14 protein-coding genes are annotated in these 15,459 nt (G+C 71.1%); 2 read left to right on the top strand and 12 right to left on the bottom strand.

The window, feature by feature from the left end:
- Positions 1–41: 41 nt before the first annotated feature.
- The 4 genes from eccCa to cofD form a co-directional block, all read right to left on the bottom strand.
- Positions 42–4,013, bottom strand: a complete 3,972-nt coding sequence (gene eccCa / locus ACYVJS_RS08995) for a type VII secretion protein EccCa (RefSeq protein ID WP_460739611.1) — start codon at positions 4,011–4,013, stop codon at positions 42–44.
- Positions 4,010–5,047, bottom strand: coding sequence for an RDD family protein (locus tag ACYVJS_RS09000; RefSeq protein ID WP_460739612.1), 1,038 nt, complete (start codon positions 5,045–5,047; stop codon positions 4,010–4,012). Before ACYVJS_RS09000 ends, eccCa begins: the two co-directional genes overlap by 4 nt.
- Entirely contained in the window at positions 5,044–6,417 is a 1,374-nt protein-coding gene (locus ACYVJS_RS09005; RefSeq protein WP_460739613.1) for a hypothetical protein, read from the bottom strand. The genes ACYVJS_RS09000 and ACYVJS_RS09005 overlap by 4 nt, the downstream gene beginning before the upstream one ends.
- A gap of 164 nt (positions 6,418–6,581) precedes the next feature.
- Positions 6,582–7,550 carry a 2-phospho-L-lactate transferase gene (gene cofD / locus ACYVJS_RS09010; protein ID WP_460739614.1) on the bottom strand — a complete coding sequence of 323 codons (969 nt, stop codon included), beginning with the start codon at positions 7,548–7,550 and terminating at the stop codon, positions 6,582–6,584.
- Between the two features lie 184 nt (positions 7,551–7,734).
- On the opposite strand from cofD, the gene ACYVJS_RS09015 reads away from it, so the two are divergent.
- Together ACYVJS_RS09015 and ACYVJS_RS09020 are read left to right on the top strand one after the other, a co-directional pair.
- The gene (locus ACYVJS_RS09015; protein ID WP_460739615.1) at positions 7,735–8,691 is read left to right on the top strand and encodes a hypothetical protein; all 957 of its coding nucleotides are present in this window, start codon (positions 7,735–7,737) and stop codon (positions 8,689–8,691) included.
- 81 nt (positions 8,692–8,772) lie between these two features.
- Positions 8,773–9,060 (top strand): WXG100 family type VII secretion target, encoded by a 288-nt coding sequence (locus ACYVJS_RS09020; protein ID WP_460739616.1) that lies wholly within the window; start codon positions 8,773–8,775, stop codon positions 9,058–9,060.
- Positions 9,061–9,070: 10 nt separating this feature from the next.
- Here ACYVJS_RS09020 and ACYVJS_RS09025 read toward each other — a convergent pair whose 3' ends face one another.
- The 8 genes from ACYVJS_RS09025 to hemC form a co-directional block, all read right to left on the bottom strand.
- Complete coding sequence (locus ACYVJS_RS09025; protein WP_460739617.1) at positions 9,071–9,508, bottom strand: hypothetical protein; 438 nt, start codon at positions 9,506–9,508, stop codon at positions 9,071–9,073.
- Positions 9,508–10,368, bottom strand: coding sequence for a WXG100 family type VII secretion target (locus tag ACYVJS_RS09030; RefSeq protein WP_460739618.1), 861 nt, complete (start codon positions 10,366–10,368; stop codon positions 9,508–9,510). Before ACYVJS_RS09030 ends, ACYVJS_RS09025 begins: the two co-directional genes overlap by 1 nt.
- A 1-nt stretch (position 10,369) precedes the next feature.
- Complete coding sequence (locus ACYVJS_RS09035; protein ID WP_460739619.1) at positions 10,370–10,687, bottom strand: type VII secretion target; 318 nt, start codon at positions 10,685–10,687, stop codon at positions 10,370–10,372.
- On the bottom strand, positions 10,684–11,124 hold the full coding sequence (locus tag ACYVJS_RS09040; RefSeq protein WP_460739620.1) for a YbaB/EbfC family nucleoid-associated protein: 441 nt from the start codon (positions 11,122–11,124) through the stop codon (positions 10,684–10,686). Before ACYVJS_RS09040 ends, ACYVJS_RS09035 begins: the two co-directional genes overlap by 4 nt.
- A gap of 138 nt (positions 11,125–11,262) precedes the next feature.
- Positions 11,263–12,585, bottom strand: a complete 1,323-nt coding sequence (gene hemL / locus ACYVJS_RS09045) for a glutamate-1-semialdehyde 2,1-aminomutase (RefSeq protein ID WP_460739621.1) — start codon at positions 12,583–12,585, stop codon at positions 11,263–11,265.
- Positions 12,586–12,661: 76 nt separating this feature from the next.
- The gene (hemB, locus tag ACYVJS_RS09050) at positions 12,662–13,645 is read right to left on the bottom strand and encodes a porphobilinogen synthase (protein WP_460739622.1); all 984 of its coding nucleotides are present in this window, start codon (positions 13,643–13,645) and stop codon (positions 12,662–12,664) included.
- Positions 13,642–14,460 carry a uroporphyrinogen-III synthase gene (locus tag ACYVJS_RS09055; RefSeq protein ID WP_274287092.1) on the bottom strand — a complete coding sequence of 273 codons (819 nt, stop codon included), beginning with the start codon at positions 14,458–14,460 and terminating at the stop codon, positions 13,642–13,644. The genes hemB and ACYVJS_RS09055 overlap by 4 nt, the downstream gene beginning before the upstream one ends.
- Positions 14,457–15,440, bottom strand: coding sequence for a hydroxymethylbilane synthase (hemC, locus tag ACYVJS_RS09060; protein WP_460739623.1), 984 nt, complete (start codon positions 15,438–15,440; stop codon positions 14,457–14,459). Before hemC ends, ACYVJS_RS09055 begins: the two co-directional genes overlap by 4 nt.
- Between the last annotated feature and the right edge of the window lie 19 nt (positions 15,441–15,459).

The following is a 15,459-nucleotide window of genomic DNA, read 5'->3' on the forward strand; positions in this document are numbered from 1 at the left end:
TCTCGCGGGAGAAAGGGGCCGCGAGGGCGACGCCCGAGGGGTCAGTGGGTCGAGGGGGAGAAGGCGAGTTGGGCGGAGAGCAGGCCTTGCTCGCGGCTCACGATCTGCGCGCGACCCGGCGCCGCCGGCGCGGCCTTCACGCGGCCGATGAGCGGGCCCTCCTCCGGATTTCCGCCGAGCAGGATGCCGGTGACACCCAGATCGGTGAAGCGCTGGATGATCGGATCGTAGGCTGCGCGGCTCGCACCACCGGTACGGCGGGTGAGGACCACGTGCAGGCCGAGGTCGCCGGCCTGTGCCAGCAGCGGCTGCAGCACGGCGAGGGGGTTGCCCTGACTCGTCGCGACGAGGTCGTAGTCGTCGACCAGCACGAAGCCCTCTGCGCCCTTCCACCAGCTGCGTTCGCGGAGCTGCTCGGGGGTCACATCGGGCCCCGGGATGCGGCTCGAGAAGAACTGCGCCAGCTCGGCGAGCCCGCTCGTGGCCGGCTCGTGCGAGGTGAGGTAGGCGCCCAGGTACTCCTGCGGAATCTCGCCCAGCAGCGAGCGACGGTAGTCGACCGCGAAGATCTTCGCCTCGGTCGGACCGTACTTGCGCATGATCTCCTGCGCGATGCCCCGCAGGAACGACGACTTGCCCATCCCGGAGTCGCCGTACAGGAAGAGGTGGGGTTCCTTGCGCGGGTCGATGCCGAAGGGCGCGAGCTGCGCTTCATCGACACCGAGCAGGATGCGGGCATCGTCCGGCGTGGTCTGCGTCCGTACCTCGTCGAGGGTGATCATCTCCGGCAGCAGCCGCAGCTTCGGACCCGTCGGTCCTTGCCAGGCGGCGCCGACGCGGGCGACCATGTCGTCGACGCCGTCGACGAGGGCAGCCACATCCGTGGAGCCGTCGATGCGCGGCAGCGCGGCGAGCATCTGCAGGCGCTTGGCGCTGAGGCCTCGACCGGGCTGACCGGCGGGGACGTTGGCCGCCTGCTTGCGGTCGATCTCGGAGTCCGTCGGGTCTCCCAGACGCAACTCGAGGCGCGTCTGGATGAGGTCCTTGAGGCTGGCGCGGATCTCGAGCCAGCGGTTGGCCGTGACGATCACGTGCACGCCGAAGCTGAGGCCGCGCGCGGCGATGGTCTGCACGCGCGTCTCGAGCGCCTCGTAGTCGGCGCGCAGCGTCGCCCAGCCGTCCACGACGAGGAACACGTCGCCGTAGCCGTCGTCGACGACGCCCTGGCTGCGTCGCAGCCGGTACGTGTCGATCGAGTCGATGCCGTTCTGACGGAAGTACCGCTCGCGGTCGTCGATGATCGACTCCACCTCGGCGACCGTGCGGCGGATGGCCTCCGCCTCTGTGCGGGTGGCGACGCCGGCGACGTGCGGGTGGCGCTGCAGACCCGTGAAGGTACCGCCGCCGAAGTCGAGCACGTAGAACTGCAGCTCGAGCGGTGTCGCGGTCAGCGCGAGCGCCGAGACGAGCGTGCGAGCCAGCGTCGACTTGCCGCTCAGCGGGCTTCCGACGATCGCCACGTGTCCGGCCGCGCCGCCGAGCGAGACCACGAGGTTCTCGCGGCGCTGCTCGAGAGGCACGTCGACGATTCCGAGCGGGACCGTGAGGGCTCCGGCGGCGCGCCAGGCGGGGGAGTGCAGTCCCATCCGCGGGTCGACGACGAGGTCGGGCATGAGCTGGTCGAGGGATGCGGGCTCTTCCAGCGGCGGCAGCCACACCTGGTGGGCGGCGGGGCCGCGACCCTTCATCCGCTCGACGGCGATCTGGAACGTCGAGCGCTCCTCGACCGGCTGCGACACGATGTCGCGCGAGTCGTCGACGGGCTCCTCGACCAGATCGAGCGGCTGAGGGGCGGCGGTGAAGACCTCGATGCGCGCGGCCTCGCCGGACGTGTCGGCCGACTCGCTCGAGCGTCCACCGGTGAGCTTCGTCTTCGGGGTACCCGAGACGTAGGCGGCGCGGAATTGCACGAGGTTGTCGGTGTCGGCCTTGAGGTAACCCACACCTGGCTCCTGCGGCAAGGTGTAGGCGTCGGGGGTGCCGATGATCGTGCGGGACTCGGCGGCCGAGAACGTGCGCAGACCGATGCGGTACGACAAGTAGGTGTCGAGACCGCGCAGCTTTCCCTCCTCCAGACGCTGCGAGGCCAGCAGCAGGTGCACCTGGAGCGAACGGCCGACGCGGCCGATGTTGATGAAGCTCTCCACGAACTCCGGCTTCGCGGCCAGAAGCTCGCTGAACTCGTCGGCCACGATCAGCAGGGCCGGAAGCGGCGCGAGGTCGGTGCGCCCGCCGCGGCGCGCCTTCTCGTAGTCCGACACATTGGCGAAGTTGCCGGCGGCGCGCAGCAGCTCCTGGCGGCGGACGATCTCGCCCTGCAACGCGTCCTGGAAGCGGTCGACGAGGGCCAGCTCGCTGCCGAGGTTGGTGATGATCGCCGAGACATGGGGCATCCCCGCCATCCCGGCGAAGGTCGCGCCGCCCTTGAAGTCGACGAGCACGAAGTTCAGCTGCTCGGGGGAGTGGGTCAGCGCGAGTGCGAGCACGAGCGTGCGCAGCACCTCGGACTTCCCCGAACCCGTGGCGCCGATCATCACGCCGTGCGGGCCCATACCCTGTTGGGCGGCTTCCTTGAGGTCGAGCACGAGCGGCGCGCCGGTCGTGTCCTGACCGATCGGCACGCGCAGGCGGTCGCGTTCCAGGCGCCCCGACCAGGTGCGGTCGAAGTCGATCTCGCGCACGTCGGGCATGCCGAGCAGCTCGACGAGTTCGCGCTGACCCTGCTGGGCGCCGGGCGTCTCAGCGAGCGCCGCCGGGTTCGAGTACAGCGGCATGAGCCGGCGCGCGGTGGCTTCGGCGATGGCGATCGAGGTCGTGTCGGGGGTGAAGGTGCGTGAGCCCGACACCACGTCGATGAGCTCGGCGTGGCGATCGGATGCGGCTGCTTCCGGCATGACGATGCGCAGGACGTCGGGGTTCTCGAGCTCTCCCCAACGGCCGGGCAGCTCCACCACGGTGACGCCCAGCATCCCGTCGCCGCCGACGACCGGGTCGCCCATCGGCAGCTGCACTCCGTCGACGACGAGGATCACGTGCGGCGTCGCGCCACCGCCGCGAGCGAAGCGCGCGCGTTCCCGGAGCCCCGCGGGCAGCAGGTCTTCGAGCTCGTCCAGCGACGAGGCGATCATGCGGGCGGGGCCCAGCTTGTCGCTCGAGCGAGACGAGAGAGCGTGCGGCAGCCACTTGGCCCACTCCCAAGCGGGCAGCTGGTCGGGTCCGGCGAGGATCGCGACGACGACATCCTCGGGATCCTGCAGGGTCGCCGCACCCACGACCATGGCACGGGCAAGGGCGCGCACCGCATCCTCGTCAGGGCCGACGACTTCGATGCGTGCGTAGTCGGTCAGGGTCACGCCCAAGGGCAGATCCGGCTGGATCTCGTGGGTGAGCATGAACCGGTGGGCGGCGGACGCGGCGACCGGATCGAGCTGGGCGAGCGGCGGAAGCTCGGGAGCCTCGAGCGAGATGCACAGCGGCTGATCGCATGCGCCGATGCGGGTGAGCAGGAAGTTCTCGTCGCCGGGCTGGCGCTCCCAGACGCGGGTGCGCTCTTCGGCGATGAACGGCAGTGCCGAGGGCGAGGGAGTGACCCACGCGCCGTGGCGGCGCTGCTTGCGGGCGGCCGTGCGGACGGTCTCGCGCAGGTCGCTGAGGTAGGCGAGGTACTCGCGTCGGTTGCCGAGCACCTGGGCGTTGCGCTGTGCGCGCTGGCGCCATCCGTTGACCGCGACGAAGCCGAGGGAGGACAGCAGGAACATGCCGCCGGTGATGAAGCCGGTCGGGCCCGCGTTGGAGATCGTCACCATCACGATCGCGCCCACGCTGCCGAGCATCGGCAGCAGGGAGGTGAGCATGCTGCTGCCGCCCTCGTTCGGAACCAGCTCCGGCGGCGGCTGCACGACGATGCGACCACTCGGCACGGACGGCGGGGCCAGGCGTGGTCCCTTGCTCACGAAGCGGCTCCGATCAGTCGGCTGACGGTGAAGATGCGGTTCCCGATCCGGATGCGGGTGTCATCGTCGACGAAGGTCCGTGCGTGCGGCGTGAGAGGTGCCACCGTGCCGTCGTCGTCGAGGAGCTCGGTTCCGTTGGTCGAACCCGTGTCGGTGACCCAGAGGCCCGCGTGATCGAACTCGAGGCGCAGGTGGGTCTTGGAGACGCTGGAGTCCGGATCGCTCACCGTCACCAGAAGGTCGGTCGGCTCTGTCTGTTCGGGGCTGCGGCCGAGGTTGACGGCTACGGGCAGAGGCAGGCGGGCGCGCTGGCCGGTGTCGAAGATGAGCAGCAGTTCGCCGGTGGGGCGCTCGCCCGACTCGGGCTGATCCAGCAGCGGTGCGGCCGCGGTGGGGCCCGCCCATCCCGCGACGGCCGCGGCGGGAAGCGGAGCATCGGGCGCCGTGAGGGGAGCCGCGGGCGGCTCGGTGGGCGCGGGCGCGGCGATCGGTCCCCGGGCTCTGCTGGATTCGACCGGTGCGGGCGACCAGGGACGTGCGATGACGGTCGGGGAGGGGACGGCGACGATCTCGTCGGCACCACGCCTTCTGCTCCGACGCTCCGCTGCAGGCCGCCGCGGCACCGCGATCACGACGGTCTGCGCTGCGCGGTCGGCCCAGGATCGTCGCAGCCCGGAGCGGTCGGCGGATGCGGAGCCCTCGACCACCCATGCTCCCGCGCCGAACACCAGGGAGCCGATGCCGACCAGCAGACCGCGCACGAAACTGCGGCCGGCGCCGGGTGAGTAGGGGGCATCCAGGCGCGCGACGCGCAGCCCGAGCAGCGCCTTCCCGGGGCCGGACCCGGTGCGGGCCTGGAGCACCCACAGTGCCAGGATCGCTTCGGCTCCCACGAGCAGGCCGAATACGGCGGAGCCGCTCACGACGGCGACCGTGACCGTCGCTGCGACAACGAGCGCGATGTCGATCGTGAAGGCGGCGAGTCGTGCTCCGACTCCGGCGGGTTCGCCCGTGAACTGCGGCGGCAGACTCATGCGCCCATCATTCCACGCAGGATATCGATGCTGTCGGCGGCCAGCAGGCCCGCCGGCAGCGACAACGCGATCGCGATCCACTCGATGACGTCTCCGAAGCGCGACCAGCGCAGGGACTGCGCGCCGCGGCTCGTGGGGATGATGACCAGCGCGGCGATCGCCCCGACGGCCAGGAGGATCCCCGCCAGCACGGTCAACAGCACGGGGTTCGCCTCGCGGGTCGCCGTCAGCACCATGACGACGGCGACGGCGCCCGCGGCGAGCCGCGGCAGCCACCGCAGCAGGGGGATCGAGAAGCGACGTGCGCCGAGCAGCAGCGCCAGCACGACCGTGATGGCCAGGGCGATGCGGCCAGAGAGCACGAGCGGGTCGAAATCGTCCATGTCGGGCAGCGCGAAGGGAGCGCTCAGGGCGACCGCGACCGTGAGCACGAACGTGCCGGCCACGAGCCGGCCGGTCGAGCGCGCGACGAGGTCGCGGGCGTCGGCGGCGCCGATGGAGTGGATCTCCTCGGGCAGCTGCTGACGCACGCTCCAGCGCGTGGTCTGGTAGCGCTCGTAGTCGATGAAGATGCCGGGCGGCACATCGACGAGGGTTGCGAGCAGGATGCGCAGTGCCACGGGCGCGAGGCCGAGCGTGACGGCGGTGGGCGCGGAAAGCGGCAGCGAGAGGATGAGCGAGAAGCCCCAGACCCCGGCCAGCACGAGCAACAGGGTCGTCGCGGCCGACAGACGTGCGTGCAGCCCCGCGGGACGCCCGACGAGTGCGAGCATCCCCGCCAGCACCGCCGCCGAGAGCAGGCCGACGAACACCTGCAGCGTCGAGGTGGCGGCGGGGAACGCGGGCACGACGCCCGCGCCCGCGGCGAACGCCAGGGTGAGGACCGCGACGAGAGCGGCGTCCGTGCCGTTCGCGACACCCGTCGCGCGCACCGCGAGCGCCATTCCGGCAGTGATGGCGAAGGCCCCCATCGCGCCCGCGAGCGGCAGGCGCAGCGATTCGCGGACGGCATCGGGGGCGATGAGCGAGAACACCGCGAGCACGAGCGCGATGCCACCGAGCACCCACCAGGCGCCGGGCGCTTCGCCGCGAGAGCGGTCGCGGCGTCGGCGGCGGTCCTGCTTCACCTTCTGGGAAAGATCCACGAGCGCGAGCACCGTGCCGTCGCTGAGGTCATCCACCCGGAGCAGCGGGCTGACCTCGCGTCCGTCGACCTCGAGCAAGACGTCGCGGCCGACTTCCTGACGGATGCCGAGGCTGGCGAGCGCGTCGGCGATGCTGGCCGCGGGCGGGATGAGCAGATCGTGACGCGAAGCTCCGTCGACGATCGCAATCCGTCGGCGTTCCTCGGTGTCCGCGGGCGTCGTCACTGCTGCCCTCCAGCCGCGGTGTCTCGCCGCAGCGCCCGGTGTGCGCCTGCCATCGTCGTGCCGCCCCCACTTCTCACGTCTCGACAGCGTAACGTCCGGCGTCGCCCTGCGATGCCCGCGCGCGGATTGTCCACAGAAACGCTACGATTCTGCGCCCGCGTCGATCAGGCCTCCAGCGCCGTCGCGGCGATCGCGCGCGTGGCCTCCACGTCCCGCATCCACAGCGGCGCGACGACCGGCCGGATCCCGAGAGCGCCCACGGATGCGGCGGATGCCGCATCCTCCTCGGCCAGCAGCCAGGCGTCCAGCACGCCGCCGGTGCTGCGGCTGCCATAGTGGGCGGCCACCGCCGCCGCTGAGGTTTCGACGCCGATCGCGGCGAGGCAGACATCCGCCATACCCCGCACGACGCGTCCGCCGATGATGGGAGAGACGCCGACGATCCGTGCCGAGGTCGCGGCCAGCGCCTCGCGGATGCCGGGGACGGCGAGGACGGGCCCGATCGAGACCACGGGGTTGGAGGGGGCGAGCACCACGACGTCGGCTCGCGCGATGGCTTCGACCACACCCGGAGCGGGCGCGGCCGCATCCATTCCGGGGTTCTCGAATGCGCGGGGTGCGAGCGTGGCGCGGTGGCGCGTCCACCACTCCTGGAAGTGGAGTCGCCGGCCGTCCTCGAGGAGCACATGCGTGTCCACCTCGGCATCGGTCATCGGCAGCAAGCGGACCCCGAGCGGCCAGCGCTCCGACAGGCGGGCCACCACATCGGACACCGTCGCGCCCTCGCGCAGCCAGCCGGTGCGCGCGAGGTGCGTTCCGAGATCCAGGTCGCCCAGGGTGAACCACGGCCAGCCGGCCCCCCACGCCTGCAGCTCGGCGTTGACCCGCTCGCTGTCGCCGGCGCGACCCCAGCCGCGCACCATGTCGTTCTGGCCCGCAAGGCGGTAGAGCACGGAGTCGATGTCCGGCTGCAGGCGAACGCCCGACAGCCACAGGTCGTCGCCGGTGTTGACGATGATCGTCGCGGGGTCTGCGCCGCGGCGGCCCAGCTCCGCCCGCATCCCTTCGCTGAAGGTGGATCCGCCCACGCCGCCCGCGATGACGACGACCCGGGGCTGCTCGCTCTGTCCCATCCGACAAGTCTTCCAGAGCCGGGTTCCGGCTCGGGCACGCCGCATCGGGCGGGGCCGTTGCGCGGCCACGTATCGCGACAGTGGCGAGCACGCTCGCGTCGGGCGGCCCCGCCGAGTCGTGACCCAGCCCATAAGTCCCCGAGAACCCGTCACGTCCACGACCGGGCGCGATTACGCTGAGCGCATGCTGCCGTTCGGTTCCAAACGTCGTGAGGCGGATGCCGCCGCACGACGGGCCACGCGTCCGGAGTTCGAGGCTCGCGGGTGGCACTGGGAGGACGCCGCCCCGCCCCCGTCTATCGAGATCGCGGAGGCCGCCTTCCGCGCCACCCCGGCGAAGGAGATCTGGCCAACGGGGATGAGCGAAGTGGTCACCGGTCAGGCGCACGGTCACGACGTCACGGTCGCACGCCTGGTCGGCTATCTGCAGCGTCGCGGCAACAAGGGCAACGCGTGGGGCGACCGTTACGAGACGAACCTGATCTGGATGCGGCTGCCCGCGTCGTTGCCCGAGATCCGCTTCGGCGATCAGTCGCTGCGCGCCCGCGACGACTACGGCATCAAGCTGCCGCCGATCCCGCCCCTCGGCCCGGTCTGGCCGAGCACGCGCTGGAGCGTGGAGGGCTTCATCCCCGCCTTCGCACAGGACCTGCTCACTCCCGAGTTCGTTGCAGCCCTCGAGACCGCCCCCGAGCGGTCGCCGGTCGTGATCCGGGCGGGCGTCATCCTCACCTACGGCGCCGAAGCGCTCGACGTCGCCTCCGTCGACGCCCGAATCGCCCTGCTCGCCCGCCTCGTGGACGCTGTGCCCGCCGCTGCGTGGGGCCGGGCCGACGCTCTCGTCGCGGGCACGGGCGTCTTTCCTATCGTCATGAAGGACGGTGCGGCCCTCCGACTCGACGATCGGCTGATCGCACGCGACTGGAAGGGCTACGGTCTGCAGAAGGTCGACTGGCGAGACACGCCGACGGCCGAGGGCATGGTCTCGTTGAAGCTGGGCGAGGCTCGCGACTTGTGGGACGACGAACCGCCGAGTGCCGCGCCCACCGGGCTGACCGTCCGGTTCGGTCGCACCCTGCTGGCGGGCGCACCGATCGACCGCGGTATCCCGACCGTGAAGTCGACGATTCATCAACAGTGATGTCCAGCCCCCTGCGTGCGCGGACGCCGTTTGCCATGATGGTGTGCGTCCGTATCCTTCGCCACGACCAGGGGGTCGCGAATGTCTGATCACATCACCATCGACTTCGACCGGGTCGCGCAGTCGGTACAGGCGATCCAGCAGTCGTCGGCGGAGATTCGCAGAGTGCTCGACGAGATGGACGCCCAGCTCTCGCACCTCGACTCGGCGTGGCAGGGCCGCGCTTATCAGGCGTACGTCGGGATGCGGGTGCACTGGGAAGCCCAGATGCGTGCCATGCAGCGCCAGCTCGATGCGTACGCGCGGGTGATGGAAGAGGCCGGCGGCGCCTTCGCCGACCAGGAGCGCTCGCTGGCCCGCTCGTTCTGATCCGCGGCGTTCAGCGCTCGCGGATCTCCGACCCGTCGTCGTCCAACGAGGAGATCGGCGCGGCGAGACCGGCTCGGATCTCCGCGAGCATGGCGGAGCCGACCGCGCCACCATCGGCCTCGACGACGCTCTCGGCGGCGGCTTCCTCCAGGTTCAGAAGGGCCTGACGCAGCGTCGAGGTCAACAGCCGCGAGAGTCCGGCGGCCCCCAGGTCCAGTCCCCGCTGCTGGATGCGAACCTCCTCCAGAAGCCCGGATGACGCCACTCGGACGGTGACCTCTCCGCGAAGCGACGTGGCGGATGCGCCGCCACGTGCGGCCAACAACTCCTGCACCCGCTCCGCGGCGGCCCCCTGCTCGACTGCACGGGCGTACTGGGCCTGATGATCGGCGACCAGACGCCGGACGTCTTCGGGAACCCCGCTGAAATCGACAGAAGGATCCAGCATCACTTCTCTCCGTTATTGTTCTCGGCCGACGTGCGGACGGCGTCGACGATTCCCGGCAGATTGACGGTGATCTCCAGCGGTTCGGCGGCGCTGAGCACCTGAGAGATCGCCTTGCCGTTGATCTCGAACTCGTGCTGGAACATCGTCAGCTTGTCGACGATGTCGCTGATCTTCTTCATGACCTCTTGGATCTTCTCGACCCACTTGGCGACCTGAGGCACCCGCGTCGCGATCTTGCTGGAGCACTGCGCGACGACGGCGGGGAGGCCGACACCCACCGTGGCCATGGCGATGACGACCGCTTGGATCAGCTGCCCGACGAGGTCGGAGATGATGGACTTCACGATCTCGTAGACGATCTCCACGATCATCGCGGCATTGCGCAGACCGTTCGCGACGCCGTGGCTCGCCTGTGCGACGGACTCGACGATCTGCGTGAGCCCCTCTGCCAACTTCGCGTAGGCGTCGGCCGCGACGCCGGTCCAGCTCGCCAGGAGCGCCTGCACCGCGGGACCCCGCGCGCCGGCCACCTCCTCGAGGGCGCCGCCCAGGTTGTCCCATGTCTCACCCAGTGCGCGCACCATCTCGGGGCTGCCGGTGAGGAGCTCGAGTGCCTGGTGGAGCGGGGGCATGTAGTCGAGCAGAAAAGACGCGCAGGAGGAGGCGAGCGTCGCGATGGGGTTCACCATCATGTCCACCACGTCCAGCGCGGTGCCGGCGACGTCGAGGATCCCCCCGCCGATGTCGCCGCTGCCGAAGCTCTCCGCGGCGGATGCGATGTTGCCCGCGACCGGGACGGCATCGAGCACGGCGGCACCGCTGACTCCCTCATAGGACGGTGCGACAAACAGGTCTGCCATCTCAGCTCTCCACGCCGATCAATCGGCGGATCTGATCCGCCAGCTCGGAGTCCGCCGCCCGATAACCCAGAGCCGCGGCCTTCATCGCCATCGACTCCGCCTTCACGGCGCCCGAGAGAGCTGCCATTCCGGCCAGCGCGCTCACCTGCTGCATCGAGACGATCGGAACGAGGAACGAGCACAGCAGCCCGAACGCGGCCGGCTGCAAGGCCACGGCGGTGAGGGCCGTAGAGGAGACCTCTCCGATCCGCCCGCCGGCCTCATCGATCTTCGCCGCGTGCGTCTCCAGCGCCTGCGCCTGGACATCCAGTCTGGTCATCCCCGCTGCCCTCCGTTGTCATCGTCGGCTTCTTCGTCGCGGCTCGTGCTTCCGCGTTCGTACTCCTCGATCCGGTCGTAGAGCTCCTGGATCCGATCGCCCAGGTCTTCCCGCATCGGTGGCGCCGTGTGCGGTTGCAGCAGCGCGAGCCGTAGAGGCTCCGCCTTCTCCTGCACGTCCTGGATGGCGCGTTGGGTCGCTTCGAGCACCATCGCCGACACCTGCGCGCCGTCGTAGGCCAGCGCGTCGTCGTGCACAGTGATGTCGAGCGGGATGCCGTGATGGTCGACCGTGACCGTCACGCCCCCCTCCTCGCTCGATCCGATGCCCTGGAGCCGGGCGATCTCCGCCCCGACTTCCTCCGCTACCGCCGACAACTGCGCAGCCTGCGCCAGCTGCGCCGCGATGGCCGTGATGATCTGTGCGGCAGTTTCCACGCAGAGCCCTTCCTGGACACGATTTTCAGTGGGAGCCTACCCAGCTTCACGAAACGCCGTCGGGCCCTTGTGGATGCGGCCCCCCATGCGGCATAAGACCCGACCGTCGCGGCGGGTCAGCGTGGCGTCGCGCGTGGGTCAGCCCTGCGCCTCGGCGGCCGCACGCGCGGCGCCGGGGAGCGCTGCAAGAACCGCGGCGAGGGCATCGTCGTCGTGCGCGGCGGTGAGGAACCACGCCTCGTACACGCTCGGCGGCAGAGAGACTCCCGCATCCAGCATCGCGTGGAAGAACGCCGGATACCGCCACGCCTCCTGCGTCTGCGCGGCCGCGTACGACAGCGGCGCTTCAGGGAGGAAGGCCACGCCGAACAGCGAACCCGCCCGCGGGACGACGTGCGTCACCCCCGCCTGCGCCAACGCCCCCGACAATGCCGTCGCGACGGCGGATGCCGCGGCGTCGACCCGCGCGTACACCTCGGGGGTGGCCAGGCGCAGCGTTGCGAGGCCCGCGGCGACCGACAGCGGGTTCCCCGACAGGGTGCCGGCCTGGTACACCGGCCCCACCGGAGCAAGGGTGTCCATGACCTCGGCGCGGCCGCCGAGCGCTGCCAGCGGCATCCCTCCGCCGACGACCTTGCCGAACGTGAAGATGTCGGGGGCGTAGCGCTCGCCCGCATCCTGCTGCAGCCCCCAGAACCCCGCCGGATGCACGCGGAAGCCGGTCAGCACCTCGTCGAGGATGAGGAGCGCGCCGTGCCGATGGGCGATCTCGGCGAGAGCGGCGTTGAAGCCCGGCGCGGGAGGGACGACGCCCATGTTCGCGGCCGCGGCCTCGACGATCACGGCCGCGATGCGGTCGCCGTGCACCGCGAAGACCTCGTGCACCTGGGCCAGGTCGTTGTAGTCGATCACGAGCGTCTGGGCCGCGATGGGGGCGGGTACGCCAGCCGAGCCAGGAAGGGCGAGGGTGGCAACGCCGGACCCGGCCGCGGCCAGCAGTCCGTCCGAGTGACCGTGGTAGTGGCCGGAGAACTTCACCAGCAGGTCGCGGCCCGTGTAGCCGCGGGCGAGCCGGATGGCGGTCATCGTCGCCTCGGTGCCGGTGGAGACGAGGCGCACGCGGTCGATCGGTGCGGCGTCGCCCACGCGCACGCGGTCGGCGATCAGCGCGGCCAGCTCGACCTCGGCCTCCGTCGGCGCACCGAAGGAGAGCCCGCGGGCCGCAGCCTCCTGCACGGCCGCCACGACGTCGGGATGCGCGTGCCCGAGCAGCGCCGGGCCCCACGACGCGACGAGGTCGACGTAGCGGCGACCCGCCGCATCCGTCACGTACGGGCCCGACGCCGACGCGAGGAAGCGCGGCGCGCCGCCCACCGAGCCGTAGGCGCGCACGGGGGAGTTCACGCCGCCAGGGATGACCTCGCGGGCGTGCGCGAAGAGTTCGTCGTTACGGTCGGTCATGACTCGTCCTTCCGAGGATCTCGCCGCATCCGGTGCAGTCCGGTCCGCAGCCGGTGCGGGCGGATCGGGTGCGGTCTCAGCGGCTCTCGCGCAGCCACGCGGCCGCCTCGAGGGCCCAGTAGGTGAGGATGGCGTCGGCGCCGGCGCGGCGGATGCCGAGAAGGGACTCGGTGATCGCGCCGCGACGATCGATCCAGCCGTGCGCGGCAGCGGCCTCGATCATGGCGTACTCGCCGGACACCTGATACGCCCACACCGGGACCTCGATGGATGCGCGCACGTCGGCGAGCACGTCGAGGTAGGGGAGAGCGGGCTTGACCATGACGATGTCGGCGCCTTCGGCGACGTCCACGACGGCCTCGCGCACTCCCTCGCGGCCGTTGCCGGGGTCGAGCTGGTAGGTGCGGCGGTCGCCCTTCAGCTGCGAGTCGACGGCCTCGCGGAACGGGCCGTAGAAGGCCCCCGCGTACTTTGCCGCGTAGGCGAGGAGGACGGTGTCGGTGAAGCCTTCGGCGTCGAGGGCGGCGCGAACATGGGCGACCTGGCCGTCCATCATCCCCGACAACCCCAGCAGGTGGCTGCCGGCAGAGGCCTGCGCGATGGCCATCGCCGCGTAGCGTTCGAGGGTCTGGTCGTTGTCGACCGCGCCCTGCGGGGTGAGCACACCGCAGTGGCCGTGATCGGTGAACTCGTCGAGGCACAGATCGGTCTGCACGACGATCTCGTCTCCCACCTCCGCGACGACCGCGGCGGCGGCGACGTTCAGGATGCCCTCGGGGTCGTCCGCCCCGGAGCCGACAGCATCGCGGACGGTCGGCACGCCGAACAGCATCACCCCGCCGACACCGGCTGTCGCGGCATCCGTCGCCGCGCGACGAAGCGAGTCGAGCGAATGCTGCACGACACCGGGCATGGAGCCGATCGGCTGGGGTTCGCTCAGTCCCTCGCGCACGAACATCGGGAGCACCAGCTGGGACGGTGCCAGATGCGTCTCGCGGACCAGGCGCCGCACGGCGGGCGACTGGCGGAGCCTGCGCAGGCGATGTGTGGGAAAGCTCACGGCTGGAACTCGTCGGCTGCGTGCGGGAGCGCGAAGTGCGAGACCGCCTCGATGAGCGCGTCGACGGTCTGCCGGTCAGCCACGACCGAGACGCCGAGCCCTGCGCGCCGCGCATCGTTCGCGGTCTGCGGACCGATCGCGGCGATGACGGTCGACTCGGGGATGTCGGGGAACTGCAGCTGCACCTGTTCGGCGACCGACCCGCTCGTGACGAGGATCGCGTTGATGCGGCCTGACGCCACGTCGTGGGCGATGCGCTCGGTGACCGGCACGCCGACCGTACGGTAGGCGACGACGCTGCGCACGTCATGGCCGGCCTCGGTGAGCTTGCGGGTCAGGACGGGCTTGGCGATCTCGCTGCGCAGCGTCAGGATGCGGCGCGGCTCGGGCTCGAGCGCGATCATCTGCTCGGCCATACCGGCGGCGGAGTTGTCGCGGTCGGGAACCAGGTCGACGCGGTAACCGGCGGCCTGCAACGCCGCCGCGGTGGTCTCGCCGACGGCGGCCACCTTGGTGGAGGGGGGAATGACCGCGCGGTACGCGAAGAGCACATCCACCGTGGTGGCGCTGGTCATGGTGACCCAGTCGAAGCGGCCCGCGGCGAGGTCGGCGAGGGCGGCTTCGAGCGTCTGCTCGTCATTGGTCGGAGCGAAGTTGATGAGCGGCGCGACGACGGGCACGGCACCCTGCGAGCGCAGGGTTGCTGCCACCCCGTCACCCCAGGGGCCGCCGCGGGGCACGAGCACGCGCCAGCCCGTCAGGGGCTTGGCGGCTTCGTGCCGTCGGGGCTCTTCGTGCATGGCTTCGGCTTTCATGGTGAGACCTCGGCTGCTCCACGCTCGAGCAGCTCGCGTGCGACGTCACGCCCGGTTTCGCGTGCACCTGCGATCGGGTCGTCATCGCCGGCAGCTCTTGCACCATCGCCGCTGCCTGTCGGCCCAGCATACCCGTCCCTCACGCACAGGTTTCTCTCAGCTTCGAGCGCGCGACTTCCGTCCGCGGCGTAGACCGCGGCGCGCACCTGGAGCTGTTCGCCGTCGAGCACTGCGTGCACGCCGACCGGCGCCGAGCAGCCCGCATCCAGCCCTGCGAGCACGGCCCGCTCGATCGTCACCGCGATGCGGGTCGCGGCGTCGTCGAGCCGCCCGATGGCTGCGAGGAGGTCGGCCGGCGCGTCCAGGCGCGCTTCGACGGCGAGCGATCCCTGTCCCGGCGCAGTCGGCCACTGCGCGAGCTCGAGAGGCTCGGAGAAGAGGTCGCCGGTCGCGCCGCCGAGGCGCGCGAGTCCCGCCGCGGCCAGGATGACGGCATCCAGCTCACCGTCGCGCACGCGCGACAGTCGAGAGTCGACGTTGCCGCGCAGGTCATGCGCAACGAGTCCGGGGTTGCGACGACGCAACTGGGCGATGCGGCGCGGCGAACCGGTGCCGATGACGCTGCCGGCGGCCATCTCGGCGATCGGGGTGCCGTCGCGGGTGATCACGACATCGCGGGCGTCTTCGCGCCGAGGGGTGGCGGCGATCACGAGCCCGGGTGCCTCGGCGGTGGGCAGGTCCTTGAGGGAATGCACGAGCAGGTCGCACTGATCTGCGAGCAGCGCCTCGCGCAGACGCGTCGCGAACACGCCGCGCCCGCCGAGCTGAGACAGCGAGGCACGCGAGACGTCGCCTTCGGAGGTGATGGGAACGAGCACGACCTCGCGTCCGGACACCGTCGCGAGCAGGTCGGCGATCTGCTGCGACTGTGCGGTGGCAAGGGCGCTGCGCCGAGTCCCCAGGCGCAGTGGTGCGCTCACACCCGGCTCCGGCGTCGGC

This window comes from Microbacterium neimengense, assembly GCF_054782995.1.